Source organism: Micromonospora sp. CPCC 205539, from assembly GCF_036906815.1.
Lineage (GTDB): Bacteria > Actinomycetota > Actinomycetes > Mycobacteriales > Micromonosporaceae > Micromonospora.
The window spans coordinates 17,650-38,619 of the sequence record NZ_JBAKHW010000001.1; the positions used below are offsets into that span (position 1 = coordinate 17,650).

Below are 20,970 nucleotides of genomic sequence, written 5' to 3' on the forward strand. Positions count from 1 at the left end.
CACGATCACACTCCTGCTCGGCATGGTTCCCCTGCTCAGCGGCACGCCCGCCGCGAGCGCCCCGCGGCACTCCCCCTGCAGCACCGACCCGACCGCCCGGTTGAGCACGGTGCCCACCCCGGAGGCCGTACTCGGCTTTCCCCTCGGGTTGGGCCAGCAGCGGGTCGTCACCAACGACGAGGTCCGGACCTATCTCGGGGCCGTCGACGGCGCGTCCGACCGCGTCACCACCGGCGTCATGACGAGCAGCGTGCTCGGCCAGCCGCTGCCGTACGCGGTGGTGTCCAACGAGCGGAACGTCCGGCCGTCCGCGCTGCGCAGGATCGTCGACGACGTCCGGGACCTGCGGGACCCGCGCCGGACCAGCCCGAGGAGGGCAGCCGGCACCGCGAAGGACAGCCCGGCCATCGTCTGGGTCACCGCGAACGTGCACGGCGGTGAGAAGAGCGGCACGGACGCCGCGCTCAAGACGCTGTACGAGTTGGCGGCCGGCCTGTCCTGCGCGGTCGCCGACCGCAACGACAACCTGGTCACCATCATCGTGCCGACGCAGAATCCGGACGGCCGCGACGCCACCCGGCGGCAGAACGAGTACGGCTTCGACCTGAACCGGGACTGGTTCGCCCGCACCCAGCAGGAGACCGACGGCAAGCTCGAACTGCTGCGGCGCTACCCGCCCCAGGTGTTCATCGACGCCCACGAGATGGGTGGCCGCCAGTACTTCTTCCCGCCGAACGCCGACCCGATCCACCACGAGATCGCCGGCGAGGCGGTGGACTGGATCAACCGCATCGGCGAGGCCAACAAGAGCGGCTTCGGCTACAACGGCGCCTGCGACGAGGTCGTCACCACCGAGTGCTACTTCAACTACGACACGTACGACATGTTCTTCATGGGGTACGGCGACACGGTCCCGACCGCCGGCTTCGGTGCGGCCGGCATGACCTACGAGAAGGGCAGCGCGTCGGCGGTCGCCGACCGGGTCCAGCAGCAGTTCCACACCCAGTGGTCGACGCTGGGCTGGGCCGCCGCCAACAAGCGTGAGCTGCTGAGCGACTACTTCGACATCTGGACCGACGCGCTCACCGAGGGCCGGGCGGGCAGGCTGGAGCCGAACGAGGTGGTCCAGCCCACCAACGAGGTCCAGTTCCCGGTGCCGGACATCACGATCCGCTCGTACTTCCTGCTGCCCGACCGGCAGCTCGCCGACGTACGCCAGCTCGTCGAGCGGCTACGCCGCATGGACGTCGAGGTGTACGAGGTGCAGCGGCCGACCCGAGTGCCGACCGCTCGGATCTTCGGTGGCCGGACGGCCCGCGACGTCACGGTGCCCAAGGGCGCGTACTGGATCCCGATGGACCAGCCGCAGAAGCACTGGATCCAAGCGATCATGGGCGAGGACCCGTACACGCCCTTCCCCTACTTCTACGACGTGTCGTCCTGGAGCAACCCGCTGCTGATGGGTGTGTCCACCATCTACACCGGTGACACCGTACGGCCGAAGGCCAAGCTCGTACGGGAGATCTCCGGCGGCCGGACCTCGGCGGCGCGACCCTGGGGCTCGTACCGGTACCCGCTGGACTCGGCGGCGGCGGCCGAGTTCACCTTCGCCCTGCTCGGCCGGGGCGTGCCACTCGTACGCGACCTGGCCACCGGCGCGGTCGCCCTACCCGCCACCAGACTGAGCCGCGAGGTCGACGAGCTGGCCGAATCGCTCGGCGTGAGCCTGACCCCGGGTGGGGCGCCCACCGGGACCCGGGTCGAGCTGCCCGACGTCGGGCTCTTCCAGGGCACGGGCATCTCCACGACGTCCGGCTCGCACGGCGAGGCCCGGTACGTGCTCGGCAAGCGGTGGGGCCTGGACCTGACGCCGGTGACCACGGCCGACATCAACGACAACACCGCGGCGTTCACCGGGCGTACGGTGCTGCTGGTGCCGGACGGCAGCAGCCCGACCGGCGGGCTGACCGCGACCGGTCAGGCGAACCTGCGTGACTGGATCGCCCAGGGCCACACCTACGTCGGCCTGCGCAACGAGGGCACCCGGGTGGCCCGGGCCGCCGGGCTCACCTCCACCACCGAAAAGGCCAAGCCGGACGACTACCTGGTGATCGGCTCGCACCTGCGGGTCGACGTCGACCAGGACAGCCCGGTCGCGCTGGGCCGCCCGGCGGAGGACTTCGAGTTCAACAACAGCGACCCGATCCTCACCCCGACCAGCACCGGGACCAACGTGCTCAGCTACCCGTCGGGTGCCACCTTCTGGGCCAACGGCTACACCGTCGGCGCCGACACGTTGAAGGGGACGGTGGCGGTGGTCGACGAGCCGACCGGCGCTGGCCGGGCGGTGCTGTTCGCGTACAACCCGCTCTTCCGCGCGTACAACGAGAATGGTCTGCACCTGGTGGCCAACGCGCTGCTCTACCCGGCGACGCAGGGTGCGGCCCCACGGCGCGCGGCCGGGGTCGACGCGGCGCGCGCCAGCGCCGCCGCCGCGCCGGTGACGCCGGACCTGAGCGGCGGGTGGCGGCCGATCAGCATCGAGGTGGCGGCGACCGACCTGCCGCGCACCCAGGCGATCGTCGGGCGCTTCACCACGGACGCCCGCACGTCCGTGACGGGCGGCTCGGCCCACCTGGTCATCCCGAACCCGGAGGGACGCCAGGCCGACGAGCATCCGTTCCTGAGGGATCTGGTACGCGCGTTGCGCGCCGCCTCGATCCCGCTGCGGTCGCTGGTGGGCTGAGACTGACCACGCAACGGGAGCGGGGAGCCGGGGACACCCGGCTCCCCGCTTTCGTACGGCGAACGGGCTGGTCGGGACACGACCGAACACGCCATCAATCAGGCCGGACAGTTCGGTGCTCGTTCGGAACAAAGGTCGACGATGGCGATCATTCGAGCGGCATCAATACGCTGAGCCGGTCGCCGAATCCATCGACCCGATCCCGACACTCATGGAGGTGCACATGAAAGTCCAGCTTCTCGCGCTCAGACTGTCCATGGCGTTCGCGGTGGCCGCCGCACTCCTTGGCGCCGGTTCACCGGCCTCCGCCGCCGTCAACGACGACCACGCCGTGACGGCCTGGGATGCCGGCAACTCCTGCCAGGCCGGCATCCTCAATTTTGTCGACTACGGTGAGGGTGCGCCCGGCGGCGGGATGAATGACGACTACTTCGTCCTGCGGGACACGTGCGGCAACAATGACGGGGTCATGGCGCTCGTCTACGTGGACGACGTCCTGAAGGGCTACAAGTACAACGGCGGCGGCTCCGGGTCGTCGGTCATCTGGGATCCGACTCAGGTCTACGCGAACGACGTGGTCAGGATGGAGATCTGCGGGGCGGACGGCCCAGACGACACAAGGGGCTCCTACTGCCGGAGCACCACCTTCCGAAGCGTCGACGGCTGACCGCAGCCGAAACAGCGGCCCGGACGCGGGGCCACCACCAGGACGAGGGGCGGGCACCGGAGATGACGGTCCCCGCCCCTGGCGTGCGTGGCACCCCCGGCCGACCACACCATCCACTAACGAAATATGCCGCTGGCGACCTACGGAATCACCGGTGTGTGCCGGATCACCGGAATGGGTCGGCACGCTGTCGTGCACGTGTCGCCCGCCACATTGGACCGGTGCTCAGTCGATAAGCAAATCGCGTACTCGACAGTAACGCGATAATGCGACCACTCTGGGTGTTAATGGGCTGCGGCCCCGCAGGTCACTCCTCGGCGTGTGCAGTAAAATCCTCGCTCGCCGTGGATGACCGAGGAAATCACCATGGCGTCACCTCTCCGCACATAATTGTGAGGTTCATCATGGCCAGAAGAGTGTCGTTCGCCGTGTCCCGGACGATCGAGGTCGCGCTTATCGTCCTGGGCATATTCGTCATCGCGTCCGATGATGTTGCCGAATACATCGCGCTCTGGGACTGCATCGGAATCATCTACCTGGCGATCCGCATCAACCGCCTCCGGTACAAGAGGGTGAGCGACGACGACGAGTGGCTCAAGCGTGCCCTCGGGCCACGCGTCGGGTTGCTCTTCACCATCTTCGCGAGCGTCGTGGGAATCGTCTCTGGTCTGCTGATCGTCATTGGTGGCGACAACGCGGACGACACACTGCTCGCGAAGGTCGTCGGCATCCCCGCCGTACTGCTCGCGTGGGGCATTCTGCACTTCGGCTACGCGGAGCGGTACGCGCAGGGCTACTACGCGGCCCTGCCGACGCAGCACTTGGTCTTTCCCAACACGGATCGGCCGACCTTCATCGACTTCACCTATTTCTCGTTCACCCTCGGTGCGACGTTCTCGGTCTCGGACGTGGAGACGCAGACGTCCAAGATCAGACTCCAGATCCTGTCGCACTCGATCCTGTCGTTCATCTACAACACCGCGACCGTCGGTATCGCCGTCAGCGTCATCACCGGCTGACCTCCGGCCATTGGCGCGCCGGTGCCGACCTCCCGCGCGACGGCGGCGGTCCGCACCGGGCGGTCAACTCCGCTGAGGCTTGCAGCCGACGCCGCTGTAGCCGGTGCGGGCCACGTCCGGGTCCTCGGTGGAGGGCGGCTCGGTGTACGGCCACATGTTGACCAACCCCGGCGGCTCGAGGACGAAGTCACCGAAGAAGTCGGAGATGTCCGCGTGGCTGCGCGGCACGAATGGGCTGTTCGCGCGCTCGTAGATCGCCGAGATCCGCGACATCAGATCAGGGTGCACGTCGGTGCTGGCGTGCGACAGCGCCAGGTAGCTGCCGGGGGCGAGGCCGTCGCGGTAGGTCGCCACGATCCGCTGCGGATCCTGGTCGTCGGGCACCAGATGCAGGACGAACATCATCAGGATCGCGACCGGACTGTCGAAGTCGAGCGCCGCGGTGATCTCCGGGTGGCCGAGGACCTGCTCGGGTTGGCGCAGGTCCGCCTGCACCACCGTCACGGTCTTCGCGTCGGCGAGCAGGGCTCGGCCGTGCGCGCACACCACCGGGTCGTCGTCGACGTAGACGACGCGCACCTCGGGGTCGATGCGGTGGGCGATCTCGTGCACGTTGTCCTGAGTCGGCAGGCCGGACCCGAGATCCAGGATCTGCCGAATGCCCCGCTCCTGCACGAGGTGGCGAACGGTGCGGGCGATCAGGCCACGGCCCTGCCGGGCGGCCTCGGGCATCCACGGCGCGACCTGCAGCACCGCGGCGGCCGCCGCACGGTCGGCGGCGAAATTGTCCTTGCCGCCGAGGTAGTAGTCGAACATCCTCGCCGCGTTCGGCTTGTCGGGCTGAAGGCCAGCCCCGGGCTCCGACTGAGTCATGATCGTCCACCTCTCCGCGCCACCGAGCCCGGAGCATACCGTCCATGGTGGATACTTGAATCTCGGTGGTTGACCTGACGCCGGGGTCCGACGTTCGCGCCCTCGGCGCCCGGCGCGTCGGTTAGCGGACATCCGCCGGTCCGCATCACGACAGCGTCGCCGTGTGACCCGGTGCAGGCTGGCCGGGATCTTTGACACGGACGTCGGCACCCGGAGGAGGCACACGGCGATGGGCCTACCCCGGGCAGGGTCGATGGGTCGAGCGGCGCTCGCCGGCTGCCTCACCCTGCTGCTGGTGTCCACGGCGGCCGGGTGCCGCAAGTCCCGGCCGACGCCCTCCCCCGCCGGTGGCGCGGCGTCGATCGGCCTGACCGTCGGCGCGTCGCAGCCGGCCTACCGGGTCGGTGAGCAGGTCGGCCTTCGGATCAAGCTGGTCAACAAGCGGGATGCCGAGTGCCAGCTCAGTCGGGTGCCGGACGGGGCGGTGACGGTGCTGTCGCTGACCCGTGACGACGCGGCGGTGGCGCCCACGGTCGGCGGTGCCGCGTACTACCGGGACTTCACCGCGTACCTGATCGAGAACCTGGTGCGGGTGCCACCGCGCGGGTCGGTCGAGCTGACCCTGAACAGTGACCCGCAGAGCCCGGTCGGCGCGGCGTTGACCACCTCCGCCCCGGACGGCCGTGGCGGCGCCACCGTCACCTGGTGGCCGGTCGACCAGCCGGGGGCGTACCGGCTGGTGCTGGGCTATCTGCGGGCGCCGCTGCGGGGGGTCGCGGCGGACGCCTGCGCCGCCACGGTGGAGCAGGGCACGGTGGCGTTCGAGGTGAAGGGCGGGTGACCGGGGTGCGGTGGCGAGTCGGTGGGCGGGCGGGTCGCGTCGGCGTGGTGCTGGCGGGGGTGCTGGTGCTGCTCGCCCCGCAGGCCGCGTCCGCCGTGGTCAGCGTCAACACCGACCTCCAGACGGAGTACGCGGGCTGCGTGGGGCAGATCCGTGGCTCCGGCAACGGTGCCGTGCTCGACGCGCTGGAGCGCTCGGGCAAGCAGATCAAGGTACGCAGGCCGATCATCGGCACGGAGAGCAGCACCACGACGTACGTGCCCGGCAGCGACGTGCAGATCAACTGGTGGCCGGAGAACGACGGGCGGAAGCTGCCGGAGGAGGGCGCCGGCTTCACCGAGGACCAGTGCGCCACCCTCATCCACGAGATGAACCACGCGCTCGACGAGGCGAACGACACCAAACGGGGCACGTTCTGCACCCAGGGTGGTCGACAGGTCAGCACCGTCGACCCCGACGAGGTGCACGCCGTGCTGGCGGAGAACGCCTACCGGCGAGCCGCCGGCCTGCAGGAGCGCACGACGTACAGCGGAATGAAGCTGCCGGCGAACGGCAAGGACTGCGACCCGCCTCCGCCGCCGCGGCCCGGTGGTGGTTGTTCGATCTCCGTGGTCGGCAAGGGTTACCGCTGCGCGAACAGCAATGGCGACCCGCACCTGCTCACCTTCGACGGCCTGCGGTACGACTTCCAGGCCGCCGGGGAGTTCGTGCTCGCCCGCTCGACCAAGGACGACTTCGAGGTGCAGGCCCGCCAGACGATGTTCCCGGCCAGCTCGGTGGTGTCCGTCAATTCCGCCGTCGCGGTCCGGGTGGCCGGTGACCGGGTCGGCGTGTACGCGACACCCGACGGGCCGGTGACCCGGGTCAACGGCGCGGCGCCGACCTCCGGGCCAGCCGGCGTGAAGCTGCCCCACGGTGGCACGGTCACCACCGAGTACGACGGCACGGTGACCGTGGACTGGCCGGACGGCGCGCGGCTGCACGTACGCCCGATCGGGGTGTGGGGTATGAGCGTGAGCGTCAGCGCGCCCGACGGACGGGCCGGGGCGCTGGAGGGGTTGCTCGGCGACCACGACGGGAACCCCGGCGACGACCTGATCGTCCGCAACGGCGCGAAGCTGGCCCAGCCACCGACGTTCGAGGCGCTCTACCCCGGCTTCGCCGACAGTTGGCGGGTCGAGGCTGGGCGGTCGTTGTTCGACTACGAGCCGGGTCAGGACACTGGCACGTTCACCGATCGGCGCTTCCCGCAGCGGTCACTCACCGTTGGTGACCTGCCGAACCGGGCCACCGCCGAACTCATCTGCCGGCGGGCCGGTGTGACCGACCCGCAGACCCTGGCGGACTGCGCACTCGACGTCGGCCTCACCGGGCAGGTGGCGTTCGCCGCGGACGCCGCCCGCGCGCAGCGCGACGCCCCCGCCGCCGGTGACGTCGACCTGGAGGTGACCCGGCCCGGTGCCACCGCCGCGCTCAAGGTGCCGGGCCGCACCGGTCAGAAGATCTTCGTCGAGGTCCCCGCCGCCACCGTTCCGGATCGGTGTGGCGTGCTGCTCCTGCTCGACCCGCAGGGGCGCACCCTGGCGACCGGCTGCGTCATCTCCGGTGTCGGCTTCATCGACGCCACCACGCTGACCGCGACCGGCGACCACCAGGTGGTGCTCGACCTGTGGGACTCCGACCTGGGCCGAGCGACCGTACGCGTGGTCACCGTGACCGACGAGGACCGGACGCTCACCGTCGACGGGCCCGCGGTCCGGGCGACGCTCGCCCAGCCGGGAGCGGTGAGCCGCCTGGCGTTCGACGGGCGCGCCGGCCAGAAGGTCTTCCTCCAGGTCACCGGCGCCACCCTGCCGGATCGATGCGATCTGCTGCGCCTGCGTGACCCGGCCGGCACACAGGTGGCCTCCGGGTGCGTGATCGGCGGCCAGGGATTCGTCGACGGGTTCGTCCTGCCGACCACCGGTCGGTACGTCCTGGACCTCGACGGTTACTCGACCGACACGGGCTGGGCGGACGTACGGCTCCGCGACGCCCACGACGACCAGCTCGACACCGTCCCGGACGGGCGGGCCAGCACGCTGTCCATCAGCCGCCCCGGCGCGGTCAGCCGCCTGCGGTTTCCCGCCGACGCCGGTCGACGGCTCACCGTCGAGGCGACTGCCGCCAGCCTGCCCGACCGGTGCGGAATCCTGACCCTGACCGGCCCGGACGGTGACGTGGTGGGTAGCGGATGCGTCATCGGCGGGACGGGACGGTTCGAGACGGGCCCACTGCCGAAGCGCGGCACGTACACCCTCGTGCTCGACCCGTGGGCGGACGAGACCGGATCGGCGACGTTCACCGTCCGGCAGACCGGCTGACCCAACCGCCGGTCAACCGCCGGTGAAGCTCCTGGTTGCCCGCAACGGCCGCTGACATCGTGATTTCGGGGCCGATCCAGCGCCCCACTCTTCTCAGCAGGAGGTCACACGATGCGCGCAACCACCTTCACCCGGTCCCGTCGACTTCTGTCCGCCGCGCTCGCCGCGGGCGCGATGACCGCGGCGAGCGGGCTCGTCGCCACACCGGCACAGGCCGGTTCGGGAATGGGCTGCAACTACCCCCGAGTCTGCTTCTGGGTCACCGGAAGCCCGTACAACGGCAACCCGCCGACCGCGTCGTTCCAGGACAACTGGTACCAGACGCTCGGCTCGCGGAGCAAAGGCGCGGACTGGGTCTACAACAGCCGGAACGACGACGGCGCGAAGATCTACTACTCGGGCGGCGGCTGGGTCTGCGTCCAGCCGGACGAGCTCGCGTACCTGGAGCCCTACGGCTACGCCGTGGCCATCGACATCATGAACTCGCCGACCTGCGACTACTGAGAAACGCCAGGTCGGCGTAGTGCTCCTCGGGGGAGAGCACCACGCCGACCTGACGCCGCACCATCAGGTGGGGGCACTATCGTTCTGGCGTGCACATCCGCTTTGACGTCCCAGCCGATCCCGCCTACCCGGGCCGCGTGGCCGCAGCGCTCAGCAGTGTTCGGCTGCGCAAGTACGGTTATATCGGCGCGGTGCTGACGGCGGCCGGGGCGATCGGTTTCGCCGTCTCGCGGGGGCTCACCTGGGGTGAGCAGGTCTCGTCGCTGTGCCTGGCACTGGTCATCGGTGGCCTGCTGTCGATGCTCTACTCGCCGTGGGTGCGGTTGCGCGCCCGCCGCCGCTCGAGTCGCTATGCCGTCGAAGGCGGCTACGACATCACCGACGACAACATCATGATGCGCAGCGGCTCGGAATCCGGCGGCATCGCCTGGGACGGGGTCACCCAGGTCAGGGACACGCCTGAGTTCTGGATCGTGTATGTCGGCAAGATGCCGGCGACGGTCATCCCACGCGGCTTGATGTCCGTCGACGACGCCGAAACGTTGCGAGCCTTCATAGTCGGACGAGGGCTGCTCGAATCTCGGTGAGATCTACGCGTCGCCGACCGCAGAGACAGCAAATCTCGCTCCCTCCACTTCTAACGTATAGCGCACAGGGGGGCTTGCGGCAAGACCCCGGTCCTGCCGCAGAATCGGCGGCTGGATTCGGCACCGCCGAGTAATTGGGGGCACGACGTGAGTGCGTTGTCGTTGACCGAGCAGTACGTGTTGGATCTTCAGGAAATCGACGAGTCGCAGGCCGCGGTCGTGGGCGGCAAGGCCGCGCACCTGGGCGGGCTGTCGCGGATTCCGGACGTCCGCGTGCCCGCCGGGTTCTGCGTGACGACGGCCGCCTTCCGGCGGATCATGGCGGAAGCGCCGGCGCTCGACGACCGGCTCGATCAGCTGGCCCGCCTGAACCCGAACGACCGGGAGGCGATCCGCGCACTCAGCGCGGAGATCCGCCGGACCATCGAGGGGATCGCCATCCCGGGCGATCTCGCGGCGGCGACCACCCGCGCACTCACCCAGCTCGGCGAGCAGGGCGCCTACGCCGTGCGATCCAGCGCGACGGCAGAGGACCTGCCGACGACCTCGTTCGCGGGCCAACAGGACACTTACCTGAACGTCGTGGGGCCGGCGGCGATCCTCCAGCACGTCAGCCGGTGCTGGGCGTCGCTGTTCACCGAGCGTGCGGTGACCTACCGCACGCGGAACGGCTTCGACCACCGGAAGGTCCTCATGGCCGTGGTCGTCCAGCAGATGGTCGTCCCGGAAGCGGCCGGCATCCTGTTCACGGCCGAGCCCGTCACGGGCAACCGGAAGATCGCCACCGTGGACGCCAGCTTCGGCCTCGGCGAGGCCCTGGTCTCCGGCCTGGTGAACCCGGACGTCTTCACGGTGCGCGACGGCGAGGTCGTCGCCACGCAGATCGCCGCCAAACAACGTGCCGTTCTCGCCCTGCCGACCGGCGGCACGCAGGAGGTCGCGATCGACCCGCAGCGGCAGGAGCAGCCGGCGCTGACGGATGCGCAGGTCGTGCGGCTCGTGCAGCTCGGGCGACGGATCGAAGCGCACTTCGGCCGTCCGCAGGACATCGAATGGTGCCTGGTCGACGGTGACTTCGAGATCGTGCAGAGCCGGCCGATCACCACGCTGTTCCCCGTCCCGGTGGCTCACGACCAGGAGAACCACGTCTACCTCTCCGTCGGTCATCAGCAGATGATGACCGACCCCATGAAGCCCCTGGGGCTCTCCATGTGGCAGCTGACGGCCTTGGCGCCGATGCACGAGGCCGGCGGGAGGTTGTTCGTCGACGCGACCCGGCTCCTGGCCTCGCCCGCGAGCCGCGCCAGCTTCCTGGAGATGGCGGGGAGGTCCGATCCCCTGACCGGAAACGCGCTGGAGACCCTCCTCGACCGCCCCGACTTCGTCCCGGCGCTCCCGGACGCCGAACCCGGCGGGCCGCCGGCCGGCGGGCCGCCCGCCCCGATCGAGAACGATCCGGCCATCGTCGACGAGCTGATCGAGCGCAGTCAGGTGTCCATCGCCGCTCTGCGGCGTGACATCGCGACGTTGAGCGGCCCGGCGCTGTTCGACTTCCTGCTGGAGGCCTTTCAGGAGCACAAGCGGGTGCTCAGCGATCGATTGAACATGCAAGCGGTCATGGCCGGAATCGAGGCCACCTGGTGGCTCAACGACCGGCTGGAGGAATGGCTGGGCGAGAGGAACGCGGCCGACACCCTCACGCTGTCCGCTCCCGGCAACATCACCTCGGAGATGGGCTTGGCGCTGCTCGACGTCGCGGACGTGATCCGACCGCATCCGGAGGTGGTGGCGTTCCTGCGGGGCGTCGAGGACGACAGCTTCCTGGACGAGCTGCCGAAGCGCGCGGGCGGGACCGAAGCGCGCGACGCCATCGAGGCGTACCTCGACCGGTACGGCGTGCGCTGCGTCGGCGAGATCGACATCACGAGGCCGCGTTGGCGCGAGCAGCCCACGACGCTCGTTCCCGTGATCCTCGACAACATCAAGCTCTTCGAGCCGGGCGCCGCCGAGCGGCGCTTCGCGCAGGGACGGCAGGACGCGCAGGAGAAAGAGCGGGAGGTGCTCGAACGCCTGCGGGCGCTGCCGGACGGGGAGCAGAAGGCCGACGAGACCAAACGGATGATCGACCGGGTGCGGACCTTCATCGGCTACCGGGAGTACCCGAAGTACGACATCATCAGCCGCTACTTCGTCTACAAGCAGGCCCTGCTCGACGAGGCCGAGCGCCTCGTGCAGGCCAACGTGCTCCCCGAGAAGGAGGACGTCTTCTACCTCACGTTCCAGGAGTTCCACGACGTCGTGCGCTCGAACCAGGTGGACGAGGGGCTGATCCAGCAGCGCAAGGACGCGTTCCGGTCGTACCAGGCGCTCACGGCGCCCCGGGTGCTGACGTCGGAGGGCGAGGTCGTCACCGGGACGTACCGACGCGACGACGTACCGGCGGGCGCCCTGGTCGGCCTGCCGGTCTCCGCCGGGACCGTCGAAGGGCGTGCGCGCGTCATCCTGGACATGGCTCAGGCCGACCTCGAGCCGGGTGACATCCTCGTCACGGCCCATACGGACCCGAGCTGGACGCCTCTCTTCGTCGCCATCGCGGGCCTGGTGACGGAGGTCGGCGGCCAGATGACACACGGCGCGGTGATCGCACGGGAATACGGCCTGCCGGCGGTCGTCAGCGTGGTGGACGCCACCCGGCTGATCGCCGACGGGCAGCGGATCCGCGTGCACGGCAGCGACGGGTACGTCGAGTTCCTGCCCTGACCGGCCAGGCCTCGACTGAGTGGCCGCGAACGCGGCGACGATCGGACGTAGTTAGATTGAGCAGCTGTCCTGGTCAACCGGGGCAGTCCTCGGTCCGCCACTGCGAGCCGTACCGCGGCACGCGCTCGACGAGAAGAAGGTTCGCATGTCAGTCGACCAGGCCCCGTGGCCCACGCTGGATGAGCTGCTGCGGGAGGAAGCCGCGCTGGAGCTCGCGACCCTGTCGGAGTCGGACGCGTACGAGTTGGGGATGCGGGCCGTCGCCGCCGCGAGGGAGCAGGCACTCCCGATCGCGGTGGGTGTGTGGCGGGCCGGGCGACAGTTGTTCCACTGCGGGTTGCCGGGTTCGACGCTGGACAACGACGGGTGGCTGCGTCGCAAGGGTCGGGTGGTGACGCGCTTCGAGCACTCCTCGCTGTACATGGCGCGGCTCTGCCGGGACAAGCAGGTGACGCTGACCGAGCGGTACGGCCTGCCGGCCTCGCGGTACGCGGCCGCCGGGGGCGCGCTGCCGCTGCACGTTCGTGGCACCGGCGTGGTGGGCTGGATCGGTGTCTCCGGGCTGCCGCAACTGGACGACCACCGTTTCGTCGTCGACATCCTGCGCGGGGTCGCGCGCTAGTCGAGCGAAGCTCAGGTGACGGCGGCGCCGCCTGAGGTGGTGGCGGACCCGCCCGGCTCGACGGCGGGCCCGCCCGGCTCGGCGGCCGGCCGGGTGCCGGTGCGGGTCACCAGGTAGCCGAAGGCCGCCGCGGTGAAGAACATGACGATGCCGTAGACCGCCCCGGGGATCGCCATCTCGGTGCTGTCGAGCAGCGCCGGGCTGAGCGCGATCGTGATGGCCAGCGTGCTGTTGTGGATGCCGATCTCGAACCCGGCCGCCGTCGCGGCGGGCCGATCGACGCCGGCCAGCCGGGGCACGCCGTAGCCGATCGCGAGGCTCAGGATGTTGAACGCGAGCACGGCCAGGCCGACCGCGACGAAGTAGTCGGCGATGTTCTCGCGTTCGCCGAGCACGGCCCCGGTGATCACCGCGACCAGCACGACGACGGACAGGATCCGTACCGGGCGGTCCAGGCGTTCGGCGAGGTGGGGCACCCGTGCTCGGATCAGCATGCCGATCGCGACCGGGACGAGCACGATGGCGAACACCTGTAGGACCTTGTCGAACTGCAGGCCGATGTCGGTCCCGTCGGCCAGGAAGTAGCGCGCCGACAGGTTGACCAGGACCGGCAGGGTGACCACGGCGAGCACCGAGTTGATGGCGGTCAGGGTGACGTTCAGGGCGACGTGCCCGCCGAACAGGTGGCTGTAGAGGTTGGCCGTGGTGCCGCCGGGGGAAGCGGCCAGCAGCATCATCCCGACGGCCAACTCCGGCGCCAGGTCGAAGGCGAGGACCAGGCCGAAGCAGAGCGCCGGCAGCACCAGCACCTGGCAGACCAGCGCGATGACGGCGGCCTTCGGGTAGCTGGCCACCCGGCGGAAATCCGCAATGGTCAGTCCGAGCCCCAGACCCAGCATGATGATGCCGAGGGCGATGGGTAGTCCGATCAAAGTCAGCGCGGAGTCCATGACACGACATCGTTACCACCTGGTAACGCCCCCACAATCCCCCGTGCGGCTGGCTACGGTTGGCGCGTCAACTCTTGACCGCGGACGGTGATCGGCTTAGCTTCATCAATCAGATAAGTGTCTTTACTATTTCTGCTCCATCCTCGTGGGAGTGCCGATGCGACAATTCCGCCACCGCCGCCTCACCGCCCTCGTCGCCCTGGCGACGCTGCTGGTCACCGCCGCACCGCCGGCCGCCGCGAGCGCGAGCGACCGCCCGACCCACCGGACCGGTTACCACCGGGTCGGCTACTTCACCCAGTGGGGCATCTACGGCCGGGCGTTCCCGGTCAAGAAGCTGGAGACCTCGGGGGCGGCGAGCCGCCTCACCCACCTCAACTACGCCTTCGGCAACGTGACCGAGGACGGTCGCTGCTATCTGGACGGCGGGCCGGGTGAGGGCGATCCCTGGGCCGACTACCAGCGTCCCGTCCCCGCGGAGGAGAGCGTCGACGGTGTCGCCGACGCCCCCGGTCAAGCGCTCAACGGCAACTTCGGCCAACTGGCCAAGCTGAAGGCCAAGCACCCCGACCTGCAGGTTCTGATCTCGCTGGGTGGCTGGGCCTGGTCGACGTACTTCTCGAACGCCGCCCGTACCGACGCCTCCCGCAAGGCGTTCGTCACCTCCTGCATCGACCTGTACCTGAAGGGCAACCTGCCGGCAGCCGGTGGCAGCGGCGGTCCGGGTGCCGCCGCCGGTGTCTTCGACGGCATCGATCTCGACTGGGAGTGGCCGAACTGGGCGGGTGAGCCGGGCAATGTCGTCCGCCCTGAGGACCGGGAGAACTTCACCAAGCTGCTCGCCGAGTTCCGTCGGCAGCTCGACGCGTACGGCCGCACGACCCGCACGCACCACCCGCTGACGGCGTTCCTGCCGGCCAACCCGGCGGCAATGGACGCCGGGTTCGAGGGTCGCAAGATCTTCCGTTACCTGGACTTCGCCACCGTGCAGGGTTACGACTTCCACGGTGGCTGGGAGGCGGTGGCCAACCAGCAGTCCGCGCTGCGCGTGCCGGCCGGTTCGCCGGACAACCCGGACTTCTCCGTCGAGGTGGCGATCAACGGCTGGATCGACCGCGGCGCGCCCCGCGACAAGCTGGTCCTGGGCATCCCGTACTACGGCCGGGGCTGGACCGGCATCACCGGAGGCGGCAACGGCCTGTTCCAGCCCGCCACCGCGCCCGCGCCGGCCACGTTCGAGGCCGGTTACGAGGACTACAAGCAACTCAAGAACCTGGCCGGCAACGGCTTCACCGTGCACCGCGACCTCCGCGCCGGGCACGCCTGGTTGTTCGACGGTACGACGTTCTGGACGTACGACGACCCCGCTGTCGTGCTGCAGAAGATGCTCTACATCCGGCGCACCGGCCTGGCCGGCGCGATGATCTGGTCGCTGGACGGCGACGACGACAACGCCACTCTCACCAAGACGATCAGCCTCGGGCTGACGACCTTCTAGGCGCACCCGCGCAGCGCCCTTGCCGGCCCGTCACCGACCGATCTCCTCGGCCGGCGGCGGGCCGGCGGCACGCGCCTCGCCGTTCCACAACGATCACCGGGCATAATCCCGCAGCATGCGGGGGCGACGTGGTGCGGTGAGACAGTGGTACGTGGAGCACCGTCGGCTGGTCCGCCGCGCACTGGTCACGATGGTCGTCGGTGCGGTCCTGCTGAGCGGCGCCGTGGCGGCCAGCGTCGCGTGGATCCGTAGTGGCGCGGACGGCCACCTCTACAGCGGCGCCAGCGTGCCGGACGCCCCGGTCGCCCTGGTCCTGGGCACCAAGGTGGAGCTGGACGGCACGCCGTCACCGTTCCTCGCCGCCCGGCTGGAGATCGCGCAGCGGCTGCTCGCCAGCGGCAAGGTCCGGGCGATCCTGGTCTCCGGCGACAACCGGAACGCCGACTACAACGAGCCCGCCGCGATGCTGAGCTGGCTGGTCGACCGGGGCGTGCCGGTGCAGAAGGTGGTGCTGGACCCCGCGGGCTTCGACACCTACGACTCGTGTGCGCGGGCGAAGCGGATCTTCGGGGTGCGGCGCGCGACCGTGGTGACCCAGTCCTTCCACCTGCCCCGGGCCGTGGCGCTGTGCCGGCGCCTCGGCATCGACGCCAACGGCGTGGGCGACGAGACCGCGCAACGGTACGCGCAGCGGTGGCGGGTCAGCTCCGCCCGCGAGTACGGCGCCTGCCTGAAAGCGTCGCTGGATCTGCTCTCCGGCCGTGACCCTGCCCACCTCGGCCGTCCCGACACCGGCGTCGACGACGCCCTCCGGGACGGCTGAGGCGTTCCGTCGGCGATCAGCCGTTGTTGCGGATCCAGAAGTAGTCCGAGCAACCGATCAGGGCATCACACGAGGAGATTCTGAGGCCGCTACCCTTGTTTCCGTACGGGTTCGGATTTGTGCTGTCCTCGTAGAACTCCTTGTCGCAGTAGCCCCACACTCCCGCGGTGAGTCCGTTATTGCAGAAGCCCTCCCGATAGAGCTCCCAACTGTTTCCGTCCCACAGCCAATTGCTCCAGGACGCGAAGTGACCCCTGCCGTTCGCGTACGTGTCCAGCACCCAGATCTTGTCCCCGTACTTTTGAAAGCATGACCTGCCGTTCGGCCCGTTCACGCAGGAGTCGAACGAGCTCGGCGGACTCCCGGCCACCGCCTCGCTGTGCTCGGGGGCCTTGCTGGCCTGCGGTTGTACCAGTGCGACCGAACTCGCCTTTGCGGCAGAACTCGCGGGCGCAGCCGAATTCGCCGACGCGGCGGGGCCGACTGTCGCGACGACGGCTGAGATCAGTGCGACCCCCACCATTCCGTAAATTCTTCGTCCCATGTGGATCCCTCTTTCCCGATGGTTGTGCCGGCGACTCCGGCGCACTAATCGGACTATAGAAATCGACCGCCCTCCGGGCATCCCCAGGCAGATTGACATGTGTCGAAACTCTGGTGGTACGCGCCCCGCACTGATGCCACGTTGGTTGCAGCGCGGACAGCGGCGCCCCCGGGGGCGGCTTGGTCAGCTGGCCCGTGCGGCGACGACGAGCCTCGTAGGGTGATGGCATGGCTGAACGACCTTTGACCTTGATGGCGGTGCACGCCCACCCCGACGACGAGGCGACGAGCACCGGTGGCGTCCTTGCCCGCTACGCGGCGGAAGGCGTCACGACGGTGCTGGTGACCTGCACCGACGGGCGGTGCGGTGACGGCCCTGGCGGGGTCAAGCCCGGCGACCCGGGGCACGACCCGGCCGCCGTGGTGGCGATGCGCCAGAGTGAGCTGGAGGTCAGCTGCGCCGCGTTGAAGGTCACGCACCTGGAGACGCTCGGCTATGCCGACTCCGGGATGATGGGCTGGCCGACCAACGACCAGCCCGGCGCGTTCTGGACGACTCCGGTGGCCGAGGCGGCCGACCGGCTGGCCGAGCTGATCCGGCAGTACCGGCCGGACGTCATCGTCACCTACGACGAGAACGGCTTCTACGGCCACCCGGACCACATCCAGGCGCACCGGATCACCATGGCGGCCGTCGCGCAGACGGACATCCCCGCGAAGGTCTACTGGACCACGGTGCCGCGCACCATGTTCGCCGAGTTCGGCCGGATCATGCAGGAGCTGGGTGTCGAGTGGGCCGACCCGGAGGCGGCGGACGAGCCGGGGCCGCAGCTCGGCCTGCCGGACGACGAGATCACCACCTGGGTGGACACGACCAGCTACGCCGGGCAGAAGTTCGACGCGTTGGCCGCGCACGCGAGTCAGACCGAGAACATCTTCTTCCTGCAACTGGGCCGGGAGCGGTTCACCGAGCTGATGGGCACGGAGACCTTCCTCCGGGTTCGTGACACGACCGGCGCTCCGCTGCCCGAGGACGACCTCTTCGCCGGGCTGCGCTGACCGGCCTGAGGCACTGTCCACCGTTTGACAGCGCATCGACGTACTGTTATTTGTTAATAATGTTTCCTGGTGCTCGCGGCACCCGCCAGGGTCGATCCGTCGCACGGGGGCAGACGACCGGCCGGCGGCACGCCGCCACTCCCCCGAGGAGCACCATGTCTCGCAAACGCACAGCCGCCTACGCCGTGGGTGCCCTGCTGATCGGCACCGCGGCGGTCGGCTTCGGCCTACCGTCGGCCAGCGCCGCGACCGCCGGCCCGATCACCGGCCTCGGCGGCAAGTGTGTCGACGTGGCCGGGGCCAACCCGGCCAACGGCACGCCGGTCCAGCTCTGGGACTGCAACGGCAGCGCGGCCCAGAGCTGGACGGTCGGCAACACCGACAGCTCCGTCCGGGCACTCGGCAAGTGTCTGGACGTCACCGCCGCGTCGACCACCGACGGCGCCAAGGTGCAGCTGTACGACTGCAACAACACCGCCGCCCAGAAGTGGACGGCCAGCGGTGGCGCGCTCGTCAACACCGGTTCGGGCAAGTGCCTCGACGTCACGGACCGGAGCACCGCGAACGGTGCCCGGTTGCAGATCTGGAGCTGCTCCGGCGGCACCAACCAGCGGTGGACGCTGCCCGGCGGTGGCACGCCCACTCCCCCGCCCACCACCCCGGGCGGGGTCAACCTCGACGATCCGGCGAAGAAGGACATCGCCATGCAGATCGTCTCGGCGGCGGAGAACTCGTCGCTCGACTGGCGCGCACAGTTCTCCTACATCGAGGACATCGGCGACGGGCGGGGCTACACCGCCGGCATCATCGGCTTCTGCTCCGGCACCGGTGACATGCTGGAACTGGTCGAGGCGTACACGCGCACCAAGCCGGGCAACGTGCTGGCCTCGTACCTGCCGGCGCTGCGCGCCGTCGACGGCAGCGACTCGCACGCGGGCCTCGACCCCAACTACCCCCGCGACTGGCGGACCGCAGCCAACGACTCGGTGTTCCGGGCCGCGCAGGAGGCCGAGCGGGACCGGGTGTACTTCAACCCTTCGGTACGCGACGGCAAGACCGACGGGGTCCGGGCGCTCGGCCAGTTCGCCTACTACGACGCGGCGGTGATGCACGGGTACGAGGGCATGCGGCAGATCCGCAGCCGCGCCCTCGCCCGGACGAAGCCGCCGGCGCAGGGCGGCGACGAGCGCACCTGGCTGAACGCCTTCCTCGACGAGCGGGTCATCGAGATGAAGAAGGAGGAGGCCCACTCGGACACCTCCCGCGTCGACACGGCCCAGCGGGTGTTCCTCAACAACGGCAACTTCACCCTGACCACGCCGTTGGTGTTCGCGGTCTACGGTGACCAGTACCGCATCGGCTGATCAGCCGGCGGCGTAGACGAGATCCATCGTGTCGGTGCGCCCGGACCATCGAAGGTCGAGGTGCCAGCAGCCCGCCTGCGGCATGTCGATGATCGACGGGCCCGGGCCACCGGCGACCTCGCGGGTCACCCGCGTCTGCGTGCCGTCCAGCGTCGCCGTGATCGCGAGAGCGGCCGGCGACGCCGGGTCGGGCGAGGTCGCGGCCGGCCGGGAAACCCACAGGATCTTGTTGTTGGCCCCGTCCTTCCTGCCGTGCGTGAGCGGGTTTCCGAAGAGCACCGCGACGATGTCACCCTTGGCGCCGAAGACGTGCGGCGCCCGGGTGTCGCCGTGGAACCCGGCGTCCGCCCAGTCCGGCAGGGGCCCGGTCTCGATCCGTGGGCCGCAGCCGGCCGGGGCGCTCGTCGAAGTGACCGACTGGCCCGCGGGCGCCGTGCACCCCGCCAGCAGCAGAACCGCCGATCCCAGCAGAACTCTGTGCCATGCACCCATCTCGCGCCTCCGAATCACGGTCGCGCCGGCCAGTCCCGACTCTGTCAGGACACCGCAGGGGCCCATCCGGTTCCGAATGGCGAGCGTCGCTCATGATGGAGAGGTGATTCGCTTCGTGCTGAACGTGCTGTGGCTCATCTTCGGCGGTGGCATCGTGCTCGCCATCGGCTACGGCTTCGCCGCGCTGATCTGCTTCGTCCTGGTCGTCACCATCCCGTTCGGCGTCGCGTCGCTGCGCCTCGCCGTCTACTCGCTGTGGCCCTTCGGCCGTACCCTCGTGCCCAAGCCGGGCGTCGGCGTCGCCTCCGGGCTGGCGAACGTCCTGTGGGTGGTGCTGGCGGGCTGGTGGCTCGCCCTGTCCCACATCCTCGCCGGCATCGCGCTCTGCGTCACGATCATCGGAATTCCGTTCGGCATCGCGAACTTCAAGCTCGTCCCGGCCGCGTTCTGGCCCCTCGGCCGCGAGGTCGTCGCCGCACCCTGACCCCGTGTCGATCACGCACCACCGCCGCGACGCCCCGCGCGGCAGCCAGCGGCGGCTGCGATATCTTGCGCGCGAAACACGAGACGGGGACGGGACTCATGACGCGTACAAGGCCGGCCGGCGTGGCGATTGCCAACGCGCTGACTCTGGCGATTCTGCTGGCGGTGACCGGATGCACGGGGCCGGCCGGCGCCCCCGAGCCCGCAGCGGTGACGCAGCCCTCGCCCGCCACGGCAGCGATGCGCCTCGACAAGCCAACCAAGCTCCTGGACACCTGGACCGAGTCCGTGGACCGAGTCCTGCACGGCCAGGCCCAGCAGAACATGGGCAACTTCAAGAAGCTGCTCGCCGGCGCACCTACCAGCGCGGTGGGCACCGCCTACGTTCGAGCCGAGGAGGTCTACTCCCGAGACCTCGGGCTGCACATCCCCGGCGACGATCAGCGCGTCATCCTGGTCAGCGGGGTCTCCGGCACGATCACCGACCCGGACGCGACCCTGGACAAGCTCTTCACCGGACTGCCGAACGTCACCGCCGTGACCCCGATCGCGCCAGGCCCGCTGGGTGGTGCGGCCAGATGCGGCGTCGGCCGGACGGAGACGGGCATCCGTGGCGACGTCTGCGTGTGGGTCGACCAGCACACGCTCGCTCTGGTGACCTTCCTCGGCTTCAAGCAGACGGACAACCCGCACGAACTGTTCGGCCAGATCCGCGCGGAGGTGGAGCACCCGGCGCGGTGAGTTGACCTCAAGCTTGGGTGAGGTTCTAACCTCCG

General features: G+C 69.7%; 19 protein-coding genes. 15 read left to right on the forward strand and 4 right to left on the reverse strand.

Translation table 11 applies throughout. The features are described from left to right. The first annotated feature begins 22 nt into the window (after positions 1-22). The 3 genes from V6V47_RS00090 to V6V47_RS00100 all read left to right on the forward strand — a co-directional run bounded on the left by V6V47_RS00090 (position 23) and on the right by V6V47_RS00100 (position 4,432). The gene (locus V6V47_RS00090; RefSeq protein WP_334625814.1) at positions 23-2,746 is read left to right on the forward strand and encodes a M14 family zinc carboxypeptidase; all 2,724 of its coding nucleotides are present in this window, start codon (positions 23-25) and stop codon (positions 2,744-2,746) included. Between the two features lie 223 nt (positions 2,747-2,969). Further along, positions 2,970-3,413, forward strand: coding sequence for a hypothetical protein (locus tag V6V47_RS00095; RefSeq protein ID WP_334625815.1), 444 nt, complete (start codon positions 2,970-2,972; stop codon positions 3,411-3,413). Positions 3,414-3,817: 404 nt separating this feature from the next. Beyond that, on the forward strand, positions 3,818-4,432 hold the full coding sequence (locus V6V47_RS00100; protein ID WP_334625816.1) for a DUF1345 domain-containing protein: 615 nt from the start codon (positions 3,818-3,820) through the stop codon (positions 4,430-4,432). A gap of 63 nt (positions 4,433-4,495) precedes the next feature. Here V6V47_RS00100 and V6V47_RS00105 read toward each other — a convergent pair whose 3' ends face one another. After that, complete coding sequence (locus V6V47_RS00105) at positions 4,496-5,305, reverse strand: SAM-dependent methyltransferase (RefSeq protein WP_334625817.1); 810 nt, start codon at positions 5,303-5,305, stop codon at positions 4,496-4,498. A 253-nt stretch (positions 5,306-5,558) separates the two neighbouring features. On the opposite strand from V6V47_RS00105, the gene V6V47_RS00110 reads away from it, so the two are divergent. The 6 genes from V6V47_RS00110 (at position 5,559) to V6V47_RS00135 (ending at position 12,982) form a co-directional block, all read left to right on the forward strand. Then, complete coding sequence (locus V6V47_RS00110) at positions 5,559-6,146, forward strand: hypothetical protein (RefSeq protein ID WP_334625818.1); 588 nt, start codon at positions 5,559-5,561, stop codon at positions 6,144-6,146. Continuing rightward, positions 6,143-8,509 carry a VWD domain-containing protein gene (locus V6V47_RS00115; protein ID WP_334625819.1) on the forward strand — a complete coding sequence of 789 codons (2,367 nt, stop codon included), beginning with the start codon at positions 6,143-6,145 and terminating at the stop codon, positions 8,507-8,509. The genes V6V47_RS00110 and V6V47_RS00115 overlap by 4 nt, the downstream gene beginning before the upstream one ends. A 111-nt stretch (positions 8,510-8,620) precedes the next feature. Then, positions 8,621-9,013 carry a hypothetical protein gene (locus V6V47_RS00120; RefSeq protein ID WP_334625820.1) on the forward strand — a complete coding sequence of 131 codons (393 nt, stop codon included), beginning with the start codon at positions 8,621-8,623 and terminating at the stop codon, positions 9,011-9,013. A gap of 89 nt (positions 9,014-9,102) precedes the next feature. Further along, positions 9,103-9,600 (forward strand): YcxB family protein, encoded by a 498-nt coding sequence (locus tag V6V47_RS00125; RefSeq protein ID WP_334625821.1) that lies wholly within the window; start codon positions 9,103-9,105, stop codon positions 9,598-9,600. Between the two features lie 147 nt (positions 9,601-9,747). Beyond that, entirely contained in the window at positions 9,748-12,360 is a 2,613-nt protein-coding gene (gene rph, locus V6V47_RS00130) for a rifamycin-inactivating phosphotransferase (protein WP_442934168.1), read from the forward strand. 145 nt (positions 12,361-12,505) lie between these two features. After that, positions 12,506-12,982: a heme-degrading domain-containing protein gene (locus V6V47_RS00135; protein WP_334625822.1), complete on the forward strand. Its 477-nt coding sequence runs from the start codon at positions 12,506-12,508 to the stop codon at positions 12,980-12,982. 11 nt (positions 12,983-12,993) lie between these two features. Here V6V47_RS00135 and V6V47_RS00140 read toward each other — a convergent pair whose 3' ends face one another. After that, on the reverse strand, positions 12,994-13,932 hold the full coding sequence (locus V6V47_RS00140; RefSeq protein ID WP_334625823.1) for a bile acid:sodium symporter family protein: 939 nt from the start codon (positions 13,930-13,932) through the stop codon (positions 12,994-12,996). A 157-nt stretch (positions 13,933-14,089) separates the two neighbouring features. Here V6V47_RS00140 and V6V47_RS00145 point away from each other — a divergent pair, with 157 nt between their 5' ends. Next, a complete protein-coding gene (locus V6V47_RS00145; RefSeq protein ID WP_334625824.1) occupies positions 14,090-15,430 on the forward strand; it encodes a glycoside hydrolase family 18 protein in 1,341 nt (446 codons plus the stop codon). Between the two features lie 115 nt (positions 15,431-15,545). After that, positions 15,546-16,253, forward strand: coding sequence for a SanA/YdcF family protein (locus V6V47_RS00150; protein WP_334625825.1), 708 nt, complete (start codon positions 15,546-15,548; stop codon positions 16,251-16,253). A gap of 16 nt (positions 16,254-16,269) precedes the next feature. On the opposite strand, the gene V6V47_RS00155 is transcribed toward V6V47_RS00150, so the two are convergent. Then, a complete protein-coding gene (locus tag V6V47_RS00155) occupies positions 16,270-16,776 on the reverse strand; it encodes a hypothetical protein (RefSeq protein WP_334625826.1) in 507 nt (168 codons plus the stop codon). A gap of 248 nt (positions 16,777-17,024) precedes the next feature. Between V6V47_RS00155 and V6V47_RS00160 the strand changes: the two genes are divergently transcribed. Both V6V47_RS00160 and V6V47_RS00165 read left to right on the forward strand, forming a co-directional pair. Beyond that, entirely contained in the window at positions 17,025-17,855 is an 831-nt protein-coding gene (locus tag V6V47_RS00160) for a PIG-L family deacetylase (protein WP_334625827.1), read from the forward strand. A gap of 155 nt (positions 17,856-18,010) precedes the next feature. Next, positions 18,011-19,219, forward strand: a complete 1,209-nt coding sequence (locus tag V6V47_RS00165; protein ID WP_334625828.1) for a chitosanase — start codon at positions 18,011-18,013, stop codon at positions 19,217-19,219. Here V6V47_RS00165 and V6V47_RS00170 read toward each other — a convergent pair whose 3' ends face one another. After that, a complete protein-coding gene (locus V6V47_RS00170; RefSeq protein WP_334625829.1) occupies positions 19,220-19,711 on the reverse strand; it encodes a hypothetical protein in 492 nt (163 codons plus the stop codon). A gap of 103 nt (positions 19,712-19,814) precedes the next feature. Between V6V47_RS00170 and V6V47_RS00175 the strand changes: the two genes are divergently transcribed. Beyond that, positions 19,815-20,195 (forward strand): YccF domain-containing protein, encoded by a 381-nt coding sequence (locus V6V47_RS00175; RefSeq protein ID WP_334625830.1) that lies wholly within the window; start codon positions 19,815-19,817, stop codon positions 20,193-20,195. 98 nt (positions 20,196-20,293) lie between these two features. Next, entirely contained in the window at positions 20,294-20,935 is a 642-nt protein-coding gene (locus tag V6V47_RS00180) for a hypothetical protein (protein ID WP_334625831.1), read from the forward strand. Positions 20,936-20,970 lie beyond the last annotated feature (35 nt).